This is a genomic window from Comamonas nitrativorans (genome assembly GCF_042654765.1).
GTDB classification, from domain to species: domain Bacteria; phylum Pseudomonadota; class Gammaproteobacteria; order Burkholderiales; family Burkholderiaceae_C; genus Comamonas; species Comamonas nitrativorans.
Genome location: NZ_JBHSEW010000011.1, coordinates 92,710 through 106,704, shown reverse-complemented (window position 1 = coordinate 106,704; position 13,995 = coordinate 92,710). Strand labels below are relative to the sequence as shown.

Annotated in this window: 14 protein-coding genes and 1 other RNA gene; 9 read left to right on the top strand and 6 right to left on the bottom strand. The window is 66.0% G+C overall.

The window, feature by feature from the left end; genetic code table 11:
- Positions 1–50: 50 nt before the first annotated feature.
- An RNA gene (ffs, locus tag ACFO3A_RS12925) (signal recognition particle sRNA small type) lies at positions 51–147 on the bottom strand.
- A 53-nt stretch (positions 148–200) separates the two neighbouring features.
- Between ffs and dnaX the strand changes: the two genes are divergently transcribed.
- The 3 genes from dnaX to recR all read left to right on the top strand — a co-directional run bounded on the left by dnaX (position 201) and on the right by recR (position 3,571).
- Entirely contained in the window at positions 201–2,171 is a 1,971-nt protein-coding gene (dnaX, locus tag ACFO3A_RS12920; RefSeq protein WP_377727053.1) for a DNA polymerase III subunit gamma/tau, read from the top strand.
- Between the two features lie 87 nt (positions 2,172–2,258).
- On the top strand, positions 2,259–2,591 hold the full coding sequence (locus tag ACFO3A_RS12915) for a YbaB/EbfC family nucleoid-associated protein (protein ID WP_377727050.1): 333 nt from the start codon (positions 2,259–2,261) through the stop codon (positions 2,589–2,591).
- Positions 2,592–2,971: 380 nt separating this feature from the next.
- Entirely contained in the window at positions 2,972–3,571 is a 600-nt protein-coding gene (gene recR / locus ACFO3A_RS12910) for a recombination mediator RecR (protein ID WP_377727047.1), read from the top strand.
- A gap of 20 nt (positions 3,572–3,591) precedes the next feature.
- Here the strand turns inward: recR and ACFO3A_RS12905 are convergent, their stop codons facing one another.
- Positions 3,592–5,064, bottom strand: coding sequence for a transglycosylase SLT domain-containing protein (locus ACFO3A_RS12905; RefSeq protein WP_377727045.1), 1,473 nt, complete (start codon positions 5,062–5,064; stop codon positions 3,592–3,594).
- Positions 5,065–5,069: 5 nt separating this feature from the next.
- Positions 5,070–5,843, bottom strand: coding sequence for a hydroxyacylglutathione hydrolase (gene gloB, locus ACFO3A_RS12900; protein ID WP_377727042.1), 774 nt, complete (start codon positions 5,841–5,843; stop codon positions 5,070–5,072).
- Between the two features lie 41 nt (positions 5,844–5,884).
- Here gloB and ACFO3A_RS12895 point away from each other — a divergent pair, with 41 nt between their 5' ends.
- From ACFO3A_RS12895 to infA, 4 genes are all read left to right on the top strand, one after another.
- Entirely contained in the window at positions 5,885–6,628 is a 744-nt protein-coding gene (locus ACFO3A_RS12895; RefSeq protein WP_377727039.1) for a class I SAM-dependent methyltransferase, read from the top strand.
- A 9-nt stretch (positions 6,629–6,637) separates the two neighbouring features.
- Positions 6,638–7,081: a ribonuclease HI gene (gene rnhA / locus ACFO3A_RS12890; RefSeq protein ID WP_377727036.1), complete on the top strand. Its 444-nt coding sequence runs from the start codon at positions 6,638–6,640 to the stop codon at positions 7,079–7,081.
- Positions 7,082–7,375: 294 nt separating this feature from the next.
- On the top strand, positions 7,376–7,594 hold the full coding sequence (locus ACFO3A_RS12885; protein WP_377727034.1) for a hypothetical protein: 219 nt from the start codon (positions 7,376–7,378) through the stop codon (positions 7,592–7,594).
- Between the two features lie 47 nt (positions 7,595–7,641).
- Positions 7,642–7,905 carry a translation initiation factor IF-1 gene (infA, locus tag ACFO3A_RS12880; protein ID WP_377727032.1) on the top strand — a complete coding sequence of 88 codons (264 nt, stop codon included), beginning with the start codon at positions 7,642–7,644 and terminating at the stop codon, positions 7,903–7,905.
- 18 nt (positions 7,906–7,923) lie between these two features.
- Here the strand turns inward: infA and moeA are convergent, their stop codons facing one another.
- From moeA to moaA, 3 genes are read right to left on the bottom strand one after another with little or no spacing between them, the layout of a single operon-like run.
- A complete protein-coding gene (moeA, locus tag ACFO3A_RS12875; protein WP_377727027.1) occupies positions 7,924–9,204 on the bottom strand; it encodes a molybdopterin molybdotransferase MoeA in 1,281 nt (426 codons plus the stop codon).
- 28 nt (positions 9,205–9,232) lie between these two features.
- The gene (gene mobA / locus ACFO3A_RS12870; protein WP_377727024.1) at positions 9,233–9,874 is read right to left on the bottom strand and encodes a molybdenum cofactor guanylyltransferase MobA; all 642 of its coding nucleotides are present in this window, start codon (positions 9,872–9,874) and stop codon (positions 9,233–9,235) included.
- Positions 9,874–10,986: a GTP 3',8-cyclase MoaA gene (gene moaA, locus ACFO3A_RS12865; protein ID WP_377727021.1), complete on the bottom strand. Its 1,113-nt coding sequence runs from the start codon at positions 10,984–10,986 to the stop codon at positions 9,874–9,876. The genes mobA and moaA overlap by 1 nt, the downstream gene beginning before the upstream one ends.
- A gap of 129 nt (positions 10,987–11,115) precedes the next feature.
- On the opposite strand from moaA, the gene ACFO3A_RS12860 reads away from it, so the two are divergent.
- Together ACFO3A_RS12860 and ACFO3A_RS12855 are read left to right on the top strand one after the other, a co-directional pair.
- Entirely contained in the window at positions 11,116–12,423 is a 1,308-nt protein-coding gene (locus ACFO3A_RS12860; RefSeq protein ID WP_377727018.1) for an HlyD family efflux transporter periplasmic adaptor subunit, read from the top strand.
- A 10-nt stretch (positions 12,424–12,433) separates the two neighbouring features.
- Complete coding sequence (locus ACFO3A_RS12855) at positions 12,434–13,984, top strand: DHA2 family efflux MFS transporter permease subunit (RefSeq protein WP_377727016.1); 1,551 nt, start codon at positions 12,434–12,436, stop codon at positions 13,982–13,984.
- Positions 13,985–13,995 lie beyond the last annotated feature (11 nt).

Genomic DNA, 13,995 nt, shown 5'->3' with positions numbered 1-13,995 from the left:
GAAAAAACGCTGCCGAACCGGGTGGCTCGCAGCGTTTAAATAAAGAGGAGGGTGACGAGCCTTGCTCCCGGCACTGGTTCTGCGGTTAGGGCTGCTTGGTTCCCCACCTGACCCGGTTGGCCACTTCCCCATGCGGGAAGGCCCGTCAGGGCGTGATTATAGACAGGTCGGCATTGGCGCAGCCCGTAGAATGGGCGGTTATGTCTTATTTAGTGCTCGCCCGTAAGTACCGACCGCGCAACTTCTCCGAAATGGTGGGGCAGGAGCATGTCGTGCAGGCCCTGACCAATGCGCTGACGCAGCAGCGCCTGCACCATGCCTATATGTTTACCGGCACGCGCGGCGTGGGCAAGACTACGGTGTCGCGCATTCTGGCCAAGTCGCTCAATTGCACTGGCGCCGACGGGCAGGGCGGCATCACCGCCACGCCCTGCGGGGTCTGCCCGGCCTGCACGGAAATCGATAGCGGGCGCTTTCCCGACTATATCGAGCTGGACGCCGCCTCCAACCGTGGCGTGGACGAGGTGCAAAGCCTGCTGGAGCAGGCCGTCTACAAGCCGGTGCAGGGGCGCTTCAAGGTCTTCATGATCGACGAGGTGCACATGCTCACCAACACGGCGTTCAACGCCATGTTGAAGACGCTGGAGGAGCCGCCCGAGTACCTGAAATTCGTCCTGGCGACGACCGATCCGCAAAAGGTGCCGGTCACCGTGCTGTCGCGCTGCCTGCAATTCAATCTGCGCCCCATGGCCGCGCAAACCGTGCTGGAGCATTTGCAGACCGTGCTGACGCAGGAAGGCGTGGCCTTCGAGCCCCAGGCGCTGCGCCTGCTGGCCCGGGGCGCCCGGGGCTCGATGCGCGATGCGCTCAGTCTGACCGACCAGGCCATCGCCTTTGGCAGCGGCCAGTTGCAGGAGGCCGCCGTGCGCCAGATGCTGGGCGCGGTCGATCGCAGCCATGTGTTCACCTTGCTGTCGGCTCTGGCTGCCGGCGATGGCCGCCAGTTGGTCGAAACCGTCGATACCCTGCGCGGCCATGGCATTTCTGCCGCCGGAACGCTGCAGGAACTCAGCGCCCTGCTGCAACGCATGGCCGTGCTGCAGGCGGTGCCGGGCATGGCTGGCGACCCTGCCGACCCCGATGCGCCGCAGTTGCAGGCCCTGGCTGCGGCCATGCCTGCCGATGAAATCCAGCTGTGCTACAGCATTGCCCTGCACGGCCAGCAGGAGCTGGGGCTGGCCCCGGACGAATACGCGGCGCTGACCATGGTGCTGCTGCGCCCCCTGGCGTTCAAGGCCCCGGCAGCGCCCGGCGCAGAAAGAAAAACGCTGATTGAGCCGCCTGCGCCCGCTGCGGCCATCGCTACCGCTGCGCCAGCCGCCGCCGTCGCTGTAGTAACCAACCCCGTGGCCGTGCCGCCGACCCTTGCGCCTGCGTCGCCAGTGGCCGATGCGCCCACGCTGGCCCCGGCAGCGGTGCCCGCCCCCGTTCCCGTCCCTGCTGCGCCCCTCACGGTGGCAGAAACTCCGGCACCACAGTTTGTTGCCGCAGCGTCTGCCCCTGTTTCTGCCCCTGCACCGTCCGCCAGCGAACCGCCGCCGTGGGAGGACATCCCTCCCGATGCCGGGTATGCCTCGGATGCCGATGGCGCAGCCGATGCGCCGATGGCGGCAGATATGGCAGCGGCAAGCCAGGAGGTTCCGGCTGCCGTTGCGGCGGCAGTACCGCAGCCGCCTGCCGATGCACCGGTGCCCGCCGCCGCGCCTGCCGAGCCGGTCGATGCCGATCGTGCGCTGGGCGATTTCTGGCACGACTGTGTCAAGCAACTGATTGCCGCCGAGACCATTACCGCCCTGGTGCGGGAGCTGGCCTTGCAGGCGCAATTGCTGGCGCGTGCTGCCGATGGCTGGCGCTTGCAGGTGCCGCGCACCTCTTTGACGCAGGAGCAGACCGTGCAGCGCCTGGCCACGGCCCTGGCGCAGGCGTTCGGCTGCCCCGCGCTGCAGGTGCAGGTCGGCCCGGTGCAGGACAGTCCCTTCCTGCGCAACCAGGCCCAGGCCCAGGCCCGCCAGCGCCGGGCCGAGGAAATCGTGGCCAGCGATGCCCAGGTGCAGGCGCTGATGGCGCAGTTTGGCGCCACCATCGTGCCGGGCAGCATCCGGCCTGTTTGATATACGCCGGCGAGGCTGCAACCAGGGGGAACCCGTGGCACCATCGCCGGTTTTGATTTTTTGCCCTCAAGGAAAAGGAAAACCACCATGTTCAACAAAGGACAAATCGCCGGCCTGATGAAGCAGGCCCAGGCCATGCAGGACAACCTGAAAAAAGCCCAGGACGAGCTGGCCACGATGGAAGTCGAAGGCGAATCGGGCGCCGGTCTGGTCAAAGTGGTCATGACCTGCAAGCACGACGTCAAGCGCATCACCATCGACCCCAGCCTGCTGGCCGAAGACAAGGACATGCTCGAAGACCTGGTGGCCGCCGCCTTCAACGCCGCCGTGCGCAAGGCCGAAGAAACCAGCAGCGAGAAAATGGGCAAGATCACCGCCGGGATGCCAGGCCTGCCCGGCGGGATGAAGTTCCCCTTCTAAGAACGTGTTTACGATCTCGGCGCGGGTGTGCAGTCGCGGCCTCGGGCGGTCTGCGGCGTTGCAAATCCTCGCCATAGCACCGCTATGGCTGCGGTTTGCCCTTGCAGGGCGCGGGCCAGCCAGAGGCTGGCCCCGTTCATGCTGTCCAAAGCTGCGCAGGCAGCTTTGGAGCCGCAGCGTTCACCCTAGCAGCCCATCCCGATCCGCATCCCGCACCCCTTCACGCCGAGATCGTAAACACGTTCTAAAAAGAGAGCTTTTTCCGCTGATGAACAAAGGATTTCAATGCTGTTAATCATTGAAATCCTTTTAAATTCAGCGGTAACAGCTATGTTTATTCAAATGACCGCGCAGATCTGTCCTGTGCCGTCCTGCCTGCCATGTCCGAAACCTCCGATACCCAGCCCCTGCAGCCGCTGATTGCTGCCTTGCGCCGCCTGCCCGGCGTGGGCGTCAAGACCGCGCAGCGCATGGCGTTTCACCTCATGCAGCGCGACCAGGACGGCGCCCGTGCGCTGGCGCAGGCGCTGGTGCAGACCCTGGACACCGTGGTGCATTGCCAGCGCTGTCATACCTTTTCGCACCAGGCGCTGTGCCCCATCTGTAGCGATGCCGGGCGCGATGCCGCCCGCCTGTGTGTGGTGGAAACCCCGGCCGATCTGGCGGCGATGGAGCGCACCGGCGCCTACCGGGGGTATTACTTCGTGCTGATGGGCCGCATCTCGCCCATGGACGGCGTGGGCGCGGCCGACCTGGGGCTGGGGCAACTGCTGGAACGCGCCCGGGACGGGCAGGTGCAGGAGGTCATTCTGGCCACCAGCTTCACCACCGAGGGCGAGGCCACCGCGCACATGGCCGCCGAACTGCTGAAGGCCCGGGGTCTGCAGGTCACCCGCCTGGCGCGGGGCGTGCCCGTGGGCAGCGAGCTGGAGTACGTCGATCTGGGCACTATTGCCCATGCGCTGGTGGAGCGGCGCTAAGAACCTGTTTTAAAAAGCTTTTAACGCTTGCGTTTGGTCGTCGTTGCAGTGCGCTTTTTCGGGGTGACCTGGGCAACACGCTTGGTGGGGGCGGGGGCTTTTTTCTTGCCGGTGCTGCGTGCGGCCTGCTGTACCTGGGTGTAGATGCTCAGGGTCTGGCCGGTGCGCAGGCTGGCGTTGGCGGGTAGCTTGTTCCAGCTGGCCAGCTGTGCGGCGCTGACCTGGTGGCGGCGGGCCAGGGCCAGCAGGGTGTCGCCGCGCTGCACGCGGATGGCCTTGCGCTGGGTGACCAGGCTGTATTCGGGGGTGAAGGCCAGGCTGGCGGTTTCGGCGATGTGCAGGGCCACGTCCCGGTCGAAAGCTTCGGAGCGCGGCACCATCAGGGCCGAACCGGCCTTGATCATCATGCGCGGCGGGATGTCGTTGACCTCGCGCAACTGCGCTTCGGTGGCGCCGGTTTTTTCCGCTACGTCGGCCAGACGCATGGTCTTGGGGGCCGTCCAGACGGTCCAGCTGGCCAGCCGGGTGGCGTTGCCGGACTTGAGTTCGCGCAGGTTCTGCTCGAACACCTTGGCGTTGTCCCAGGGCAGCAGGATTTTGGGCGTGGCGGCGGCGAAGATCACGGGCTTTTTCAGCGAGGGGTTGAGGGCCTTGAAGTCGTCCATCGATACGTCGGCCAGCTCGGCCGCCACCTTGGCGTCCATGTCCTGTTGGATTTCCACGACCTGGAAGAAGGGGTGGTTTTCGATCACCGGTAGCTCGGTCTGGAAGGCTTCGGGGTTGGCGATGATGTTCTTCACCGCCTGCAGCTTGGGCACGTATTGCTGGGTTTCCGCCGGCATGGTCAGGTCGGTGTAGGCGGTGCCCAGGCCGGCCTTCTCGTTGCGTTTGATGGCGCGGCTGACGCTGCCTTCGCCCCAGTTGTACGCGGCCAGGGCCAGGTGCCAGTCGCCGAACATGTCGTGCAGTTTTTGCAGGTAGTCCAGCGCTGCGCGGGTGGAGGCCAGCACGTCGCGCCGGTCGTCGCGCAGCATGTTCTGCTTGAGGTCGAAATACGTGCCCGTGGCCGGCATGAATTGCCACATGCCTGCCGCCTTGGCGCTGGAGACGGCCTGCGGGTTGAACGCGCTTTCGATGTAGGGCAGCAGCGCCAGCTCCATCGGCATGTTGCGCTTTTCCAGCTCCTCGACGATGTGGAACAGGTATTTTTTCGAGCGCTCGGTCATGCGCAGGATGTAGTCCGGGCGGCTGCTGTACCACTGTTCGCGGTCGGCGACCTGATCGCCCTCCAGGTCGGGCATGGCAAAGCCGCTGCGGATGCGCTCCCACAAATCCTGGGGCGGCTCCAGCCGGGCGACCTTGCCCGAGGTGGGGCTGGATTGGGGCAGGGGTTTGAGCGGGCCGCTGGCTTGCGGGCCGTCGTCCACGGTGACGGTGGCGCAACCGGCCAGCCAGAGCGAAACAAGAAGGAAAAAAAGGCGCAAAGCAGTCATGCCGGTCATGCAAAAACGTTTTTCCAGGCCCGCAGCGTAGCGAAAACTGCGGCAGCCGTAGGAGCGGTGGCGGGGTCGAAAGCGTGGGCAGAGCGTTGTACCGCGGGCTGCGTGCAGCGCAGGAAGGGGTTGATGGCCAACTCCTGCCCGATGGTCGAGGGCAGGGTGGGCCACCCCTGATCGCGCTGCTGCTGGCACCAGTGCCGGTACTGTTGCAGCGCAGCATTATCAGGCTCAACGGCCAGGGCGAAGCGCAAATTGCTCAAGGTGTACTCGTGCGCACAGAAAACAGCGGTTTTGGCCGGCAGCGCCGCCAATTGCTGTAGCGCGGCGTGCATCTGCGCCGCCGTGCCCTCAAACAGGCGCCCGCAGCCGCCGGAGAATAGGGTGTCGCCGCAAAATACCGCCCCGTCGCTGCCCAGGTCGGGGCAGTACCAGGCGATGTGGCCTGCCGTATGGCCGGGCACTTCCAGCACCTGCCAGGACAGGCCCAGCAAGGTCAGCGGCGGCCCGGCATGGACGCGCTCGACCGGTTCGGGCAGCGGCTCGCGGGCGGGGCCGAGGACGCGGCAGCCGGTGGCCTGGCGCAGCTGCGCCACCCCGCCCGTATGGTCGCCATGGTGGTGCGTCAATACAATGGCCTGCAGCGTCAGTTGCTGCGCCTGCAAAGCGGTCAGTACCGGGGCGGCATCGCCGGGATCGACCACCAGGGCATCCTGGCCGTTGTGGACGAGCCAGATGTAGTTGTCGGAAAACGCAGGCAAAGGCACAACAAGCATAAGCAGAATCAGTATGTCGGGTAGGGAGTAAGGAGCAAGGATTGCACGATCAACCGCAGCCAGCGCAGGCCAGGGCCTGGCAACAGTATTTGCTGGACTGGCAGCAGCAGCGCTGCGACGAGGCCGTGGCCGACATCTTTGGCTACTACGCCTTGCAGCTGGGCTGGCCGGCCTTGCAGGGGCTGCGCTGCAACCGTATGCCTCGGCGCTGGCTGGCGGCGCAAGAGGCCGATTTGACCTGCGAAAGCCCGTCTTGCCAAGTCCCGCCGCAGGCCCGGCTCGTCTGCCACCCGGAAGCCCTGCCGTTTGCCGAGGCCAGCCTCGATCTGCTGGTGCTGCCGCACACGCTGGAGCGCTGCCAGTCGCCCCACGCCGCCTTGCGCGAAGTGGCCCGGGTGCTGGTGCCCGAGGGGCGGGTGCTGATTTTCGGCCTGAACCGCTGGAGCCTGTGGGGCGCCCAGCATGGGCTGGAGCGCCCGGCCCAGCTCAATGCCGCCCGTGCCCTGAGCTATTGGCGGCTGCGCGACTGGCTGCAACTGCTGGCGCTGGAGGTGGTGGCGGTCGATTTCGGCTGCCACGCCCCGGCCTTGGACACTGCCTTGTGGCAGCGGCGCTGGGGCTGGCTGGACAGCGTGGGCCAACGGGTCTGGCCGGTATTGGGCGGGGCATACTGCGTGCTGGCCGTGAAAAAGGTCCAGGGCGTGCATCTGCTGGGTTCCACCTGGCGGCGCCAGGCCGTGCCGGCGGCTGCAGTAGCGGCTTCGGCACATAAAAACAAAACATAGGAAAGAAACGTGAACCACGTAGTGATTTACACGGACGGGGCCTGCAAAGGAAACCCCGGCCCGGGCGGCTGGGGCGTGCTGCTGCAATCGGGAACGCACCGCAAGGAGCTGTATGGCGGCGAGCGTCACACCACCAACAACCGCATGGAACTGACCGCCGTGATCGAGGCGCTACAGGCCCTCAAGCGCCCGTGCGACGTGCAGCTGTACCTGGACAGCCAGTACGTGCGCCAGGGCATTACCGAATGGATTCACGGCTGGAAGGCCAAGGGCTGGGTCACCGCTTCCAAACAGCCCGTGAAAAACGCCGATCTATGGCGTGCCCTGGATGCCCTGGTGCAGAACGCCGGCCACCGCATTACCTGGCATTGGGTCAAGGGCCACGCCGGCGATGAAGGCAACGAGCGGGCCGATGCCCTGGCCAACCTGGGGGTGGAGCAGGTGCTGGCTTGAATGCAAAGGCTGTACGGGCATTCAGTTGAGCAAGTACCTGATTCAGCTTTCGCGTATATACTGCCCGACTGCGCTGGTTTTGTTGTTTGCCCACTCTAGTGCATGTTTGACCCCCGTTATAGCCCCTTGGCTTCGGGCAGTTCCCTTCATTTGAAGCGCAGACGGTCGCACACCATTGGCAAATTCTTGCAGGCTTCACAGTTTCGGCCTGCACCGTTCTTCCCCTCCCGGGAATTTCCTTTTTTCTAATTTGACGACAGTGCCTGACGGCAGGCCTGGTTCGTCCATATTTCCATGCTGCAACAAAAAATCAAAGAGCAGGTGGGCAACTACGTTGTTACACCCTTCAGTCGCATTGACGATTCAGGCCAGTTCGCCTCCTCGGTTTCTATCCGTCGCGGCGTTTATGACCGCATCTTCCGCTTTATTCCTCAGTTCGCCAGTGAAGCGCTGGCGAACAGCTATGCGCTCGCCCAGGCACGCACCATGGTGCTGTCGAACCAACTTAATTGAGTGCATGCACTCAGCATTCGTTTGAACCCAATTTTTCCAGGAGAACCATGTCAAAAGAAGAACTCATTGAAATGCAAGGCCGTGTCGAAGAAATTCTGCCGGATACCCGCTTCCGCGTCGTTCTCGAGAATGGGCATCAGCTGATTGCATATTCGGGCGGCAAGATGCGCAAGCACCGCATTCGTGTTCTGGCTGGAGACAAGGTTACGGTTGAGATGTCGCCCTACGATTTGAACAAGGGGCGCGTGACATTCCGCCATCTGGAGACTCGCTCAAATACCGGGGGCGTTCCAAAGCGCCGCCCCCGTTAAGAACCTGTTCACGATCTTTTAGACCATCCCGTCCAGCAGCCACACCGGCACGGCGTCCCCGGCTGCGACATCGCCCTGGTCGTGTTCCAGCACGATCAGGCTGTTGGCCTGCACCATGGAACGCAGCAGGCCCGAGCCCTGGGCGCCGGTGGTGCGCACTTGCAAACTGCCGTCGGCGGCGAGGGCCACGATGGCCCGCAGGTACTCGGTGCGCCCGGGTTTTTTGCGGATGGCGTGGCTGCAGCGGGCGGGGATGTAGAGCGGGGCGCTTACCGTGGCCCCCATCAGCCGCTGCAATGCCGGGCGCACCAGGGCCAGAAAGCTGACCATGGCCGCCACCGGATTGCCGGGCAGGCCAAAGAGCCAGGTTGGCTGATTTTTTTGAGAGCTGTCAGCGCTTTCCAGCATTGGGTTGGAGGCGCTTTTTGCCGTTATTTTTCCAACCGCCAAAGGTCGCCCGGGGCGCAGCGCCAGCCGCCAGAAGGCGACTTCGCCCAGTTCCTGCATCAGCGCCTGGGTGTGGTCGGCGGTGCCGGCGCTCACACCGCCGCTGGTGATGATGGCATCGGCGGTTGCGGCGGCCTGGGTAAAGGCCTGGCGCAGGCGCTGCGGCTCGTCCGGAATGGCGCCCAGGTCCAGCACTTCCACGCCCAGGCGGTGCAGCATGCGGACGATGGTGTAGCGGTTGCTGTCGTACACCGCACCGGGGCGGGGCGGTTCACCCAGGCTGAGGATTTCGTCGCCGGTGGAAAAGTAGGCCACGCGCAGGCGCCGTGCCACGGGGAGGGTGACCAGTCCCAGGCTGGCGGCCAGCCCCCAGGCGGCGGCGTTCAGGATCTGGCCTTTTTGCAGGGCAATCTGGCCCTGGGCCAGGTCTTCGCCGCGCAGGCGGACGTTGGCCCCGGGGGGGATGCCACCGGCAGGCAGGGTGACGGTGCTGCCCTGCACGGTCACCAGCTCTTGCGGCACGACGGTATCGGCCCCCGCCGGGATGACGGCCCCCGTCATGATGCGCAGCGCCTGACCGGATTGCAGGGTGCCGTCCCAGGGCTGGCCGGCCAGGGCGGTGCCGACGATGGTGAGCGTGGGCGTTTTGCCGGATGGCAGGGCGGCGCCGGCGAAGGCGTAGCCGTCCATGGCGCTGTTGTTGTGCGCGGGCACGTCGATGGGACTGACGATGTCCCGGGCCAGGATGCGCCCCTGGGCTTGCGGCAGGGGCAGGGTTTCGCTGGCGGCCAGCGGCGTGACCATGTCGGCCAGCAGCGCCTGGGCTTGGGGAACGGAGAGGTCTTGGTGCATGACGGATTCCTAAGAACGCAAACACGTTCTAAGCGGCAGGCAGGGCCTGCCCCTGTGCCTGTAATTGGGCCAAGGTATTGATATTGGCAAAGCTGCGCAAGGGGGCGTCGCCGCTGCGGTCGAAGGGGCACAGCACCCGGCCTTGCCGGGCCGCCCACAGGCCGATTTTGTGTTCGCCCTGGGCCAGGAAGTCGGCCAGGCTGGGGGCCAGATCGTGGTGGATGAGGGCAAAGGTCGGCTGCGGGCGCAGTACGTCCTGGGCATCGGGGGCGGCGGCCAGTACCAGGGGGGCCTGGTGTTCCTGGGCGCAGGCGGCCAGCCGCTGGGCCAGATCGGCCGGGAAGAACGGGCTGTCGCAGGGCACGGTCAGCAGCCATTCGGTCGGGCAGGCGGCCAGTCCGGCCAGGAAACCGGCCAACGGGCCGGGGTAGTGGGGCAGGGTGTCGGCCAGCACCGGCACGCCCCAGGCGGCATATTGGTCGAGATGGCGGTTGGCGCTGATGAGGCAGGTACTCACCTGGGGCCGCAGGCGTTCCAGCGCGTACCAGGCCAGGGGCTGGCCGGCCAAGGGCTGCAAGCCCTTGTCCACCCCGCCCATGCGCGTGCCCTGGCCTCCGGCCAGCACCAGGCCCGTGGTATTGCTGCGCGATGGGGCGGTACGGTGGGCCATCAGCCGCCGATGTAGCTCATTTCGATGCGCCGCCGCTGCACGCTGGTCGTTGCCGGTGCGGCGGCTGCGTCCCCCAGGCCTTGGGAGCGCAGTTCGGAGTAGCGATCCTGGCGCTGTCCCCAGACGCGGGCGATGGCGGCGCTGATCTCGGCATCGCTGCTGCCGTCGCGCAGCAGGCGGCGCAAATCCCAGCCCTGGTGGGCGAAGAGGCACAGGTAGAGCTGTCCTTCGGTCGAGAGCCGGGCGCGGTTGCAACTGCCGCAGAAAGCGCGGGTCACGCTGCTGATGACGCCCACCTCCCCCAGCGCCGGGTCGTGTGCGCCGTGCGCATTGGCGTAACCCCAGCGCTGCGCCGTCTCGCCCGGGGCCGTCGGCTCCAGGGGGGTCAGGGCAAAACGCTGTTGCAGCCGGGCAATGACCTCGGCGGAGGGGACGACCTCGTCCATGCACCAGCCGTTGGTGGCGCCCACGTCCATGTATTCGATGAAGCGCAACGTCACCCCCGTGCCGCGAAAGTGTTCGGCCATGGGCAGAACGTCGTCCAGGTTGGTGCTGCGCTTAACCACCATGTTCACCTTGATGCGCTCGAACCCGGCGCTGCGGGCGGCGGCAATGCCGTCAAGCACCTGGGCCACGGGAAAGTCCACGTCGTTCATGCGGCGGAAGGTGGCGTCGTCCAGGCTGTCCAGGCTGACGGTCAGGCGGCTCAGGCCCGCTTCCTTGAGCATGGCGGCCTTGCGCTGCAGCAGGGAGCCGTTGGTCGTCAGGGTCACTTCCAGCGCAGCGCCGGCGGGGGTGCGCAGCGCGGCCAGCTGGGCAATGAGCTGCTCCAGGCCCTTGCGCAGCAAAGGCTCGCCGCCGGTAAGGCGGATCTTGCCGACCCCGTGGGTGGCGAACAGCCGGGCCAGCCGGGTGATTTCCTCGAAGTGCAGCAGGGCGCTGCGCGGCAGGTAGGCGTAGTCCTTGCCGAACACTTCCTTGGGCATGCAGTAGCTGCAACGGAAATTGCAGCGGTCGGTGACGCTGATGCGCAAATCCCGCAAGGCCCGTTCGCGCGTGTCCAGCAACGCGGCAGAGGGCAGCACGACAGAAGAAGTGGGGCACGCATTCATAACGACGGATTGTGCCCGACCGCCTCAATCACTGGGAAAAACCCGTAATGTTTGCGCCTTTTCCTGGCCGCAAACGTGACATCGGGGGTGTTTTTACGCCGCTACATTACGCCCCTGACTGGAACAAGCATGACCGATTCTTCTGAGAAAAAATCCCCCGCCCAGGGGGGCACGGCAGTGGCCAGGCCAGCGGTTCGCCGCAAGGGGCTGGTCGTCATCGCCAGCGTGGTGGCACTCGGCGCCCTGGCCTGGGGCGGCTGGGAATGGCTGGTCAACCGCAATTACGAAACCACCGACAACGCCTACGTTGCCGGCCACGTCGTGCAGGTCACGCCCCAGGTGGGCGGCACGGTGGTGGCCATTGGTGCCGACGATACCGACCCGGTGCAGGCGGGCCAGTGGCTGGTGCAGCTCGACCCTGCCGATGCGCTGGTCGATCTGGCCAAGGCCGAAGCCGATCTGGCCCAGACGGCCCGCCAGGTGCGCAGCCTGTATGCCGGCAATGCGCCGCTGGAGGCCCAGGTCGTCCAGCGCCAGGCAGAGCTGCTGCGCCAGCAGACCGATGCGGCCCGCGCCCAGGAGGACGTGCAGCGCCGCCGTGCTCTGGCCCAGGCGGGGGCCGTGGGCCAGGAGGAGTTCGACCATGCCCGGGCCCAGGCCCGCACGGCGGACAAGGCCGTGGCGGCGGCCCAGGCTGCCGTCAGGGCCGCCCAGGCGCAACTGACCGCTGCGCAGGCGCAGACCCGGGGCAGCGCCGCCAGCGAGCATCCCAGCGTGCTGGCCGCAGCGGCGCGGGTGCGCGAGGCGTATCTGGCGCTGCAGCGCACGCGCCTGCTGGCCCCCGTCAGCGGGCAGGTGGCCAAGCGCGGCGTGCAGTTGGGGCAGCGGGTGGCTGCCGGGGCGCCCTTGCTTACCGTGGTGGATTTGCAGCAGTTGTGGGTGGATGCCAACTTCAAGGAAAGCCAGTTGGCGGCGCTGCGCGTCGGCCAGCCGGTAGAGCTGGTGGCCGATGTGTATGGCAAGCAGGTGCGCTACCACGGCGCGGTGCAAGGCCTGGGCGCGGGCACCGGGGCGGCGTTTGCCTTGCTGCCGGCGCAAAACGCCACCGGCAACTGGATCAAGGTGGTGCAGCGGGTGCCGGTGCGCATCGGCCTGGATGCCCGGGAGCTGGCGGCGCACCCGCTGCGCGTCGGCCTGTCCATGGTGGCGCGGGTGGATATCCGCGATGCGGACGTTGCAAGGGATAGTGCTATCGATAAAGATGCTGTTTCTGCCGATGAACAAACAAATTCAAAGACAAACAATGCTGAAATCATTGAAATATCAGCGGAAAAAGCTATGAATTATGATTTATCCCTGCCGCAGGCCGAGCAGCGCATCGCCCGCATCATCGCTGGCGAGAATGTCGCCGCCCTGACCGCCTGGCCCGGGGCGTGACAGGCTGCCCATGCACGATGCCACCCCTCCGCCGCCCCTGAAGGGCGTTCAACTGGCCCTGGGCACGCTGGCCCTGTCCCTGGCCACCTTCATGAACGTGCTGGATTCGACCATCGCCAACGTGGCCCTGCCGGCCATCTCCGGCGATGTGGGCGTCAGCCCCGGCCAGGGCACCTGGGTGATTACCAGCTTTGGCGTGGCCAATGCCATTTCCGTGCCGCTGACCGGGTGGCTGACCCAGCGTTTTGGCGCGGTGCGGCTGTTCACGGCCAGCGTGCTGTTGTTCGTACTCACTTCCTGGCTGTGCGGCTTTGCCGGGTCGCTGGAGACGCTGGTGCTGTTCCGCGTGCTGCAAGGGGCGGTGGCCGGGCCGATGATTCCCCTGTCGCAAACCCTGCTGCTGGCCAGCTACCCCGCGTCCCGCGCCGGCACGGCCCTGGCCCTGTGGGGCATGACGACGCTGGTGGCCCCGGTCGTCGGGCCGCTGCTGGGGGGCTGGATTACCGACAACGTCTCCTGGCCGTGGATTTTCTACATCAACGTGCCCGTCGGCCTGGCGGCGGCCCTGATGACCTGGAGCATCTACCGCACGCGGGAGACGCCCACGCGCAAGCTGCCGATCGACACCATCGGCCTGGCCCTGCTGGTGCTGTGGGTGGGGGCGCTGCAACTGATGCTGGATACCGGCAAGGAACACGACTGGTTTGCCTCCGGCTTCGTCGTCGCCCTGGCCGTGGTGGCGGTGGTCAGCTTTGCGGTGTTCGTGCTGTGGGAGCTGACCGATGCCCACCCGGTGGTGGACTTGAGCCTGTTTCGCCAGCGCAACTTTGCCGCCGGGGTGGTGGCGCTGTCGGTGGCCTACGGCGTCTTTTTCGGCAATGTGGTGCTGCTGCCGCTGTGGTTGCAGCAGTGGCTGGGCTATACCTCCACTGCTGCGGGGATGGCGCTGGCCCCGGTGGGCCTGTTCGCCATCCTCCTGACGCCCCTGGTCGGCAAGAAGGTGGCCCAATGGGACCCGCGCAAGATGGCCACCCTGGCGTTCATCGTCTTTGCCCTGGTGATGGGGATGCGGGCGCAGTTTTCCACCGATACCGACTTTGCCCACATCATGGTGCCGACCCTGGTGCAGGGCGTGGCGATGGCGTTCTTCTTCATCCCGCTGACCAGCATCACCTTGAGCGGCCTGCCGCCGATGCGCATTCCGGCAGCGGCGGGCCTGAGCAATTTCGTGCGCATCACCGCCGGGGCCATGGGCGTGTCGATGACCACCACGCTGTGGGAAAACCGCGCAGCCATGCACCATGCCCACCTGACCGAATCCCTGGTCGATGGCCAGGGCGTTTTTGCCCAGACCCTGGCGCAACTGCAAAAAGCCGGATTGACCCAGGAGCAGGCCTGGGCGCAAATCAACCGGCTGATCGACCAGCAGGCCTACACCCGGGCGGTGGACGATATTTTCTGGGCCTCGTCGCTGCTGTTCATCGTGCTGATCGGCTTCATCTGGCTGACCCGCCGCCCCGTGCCCGTGGGCAACATGCCTGCCGATGCGGCGGCGCATTGACCCTGCAAGGC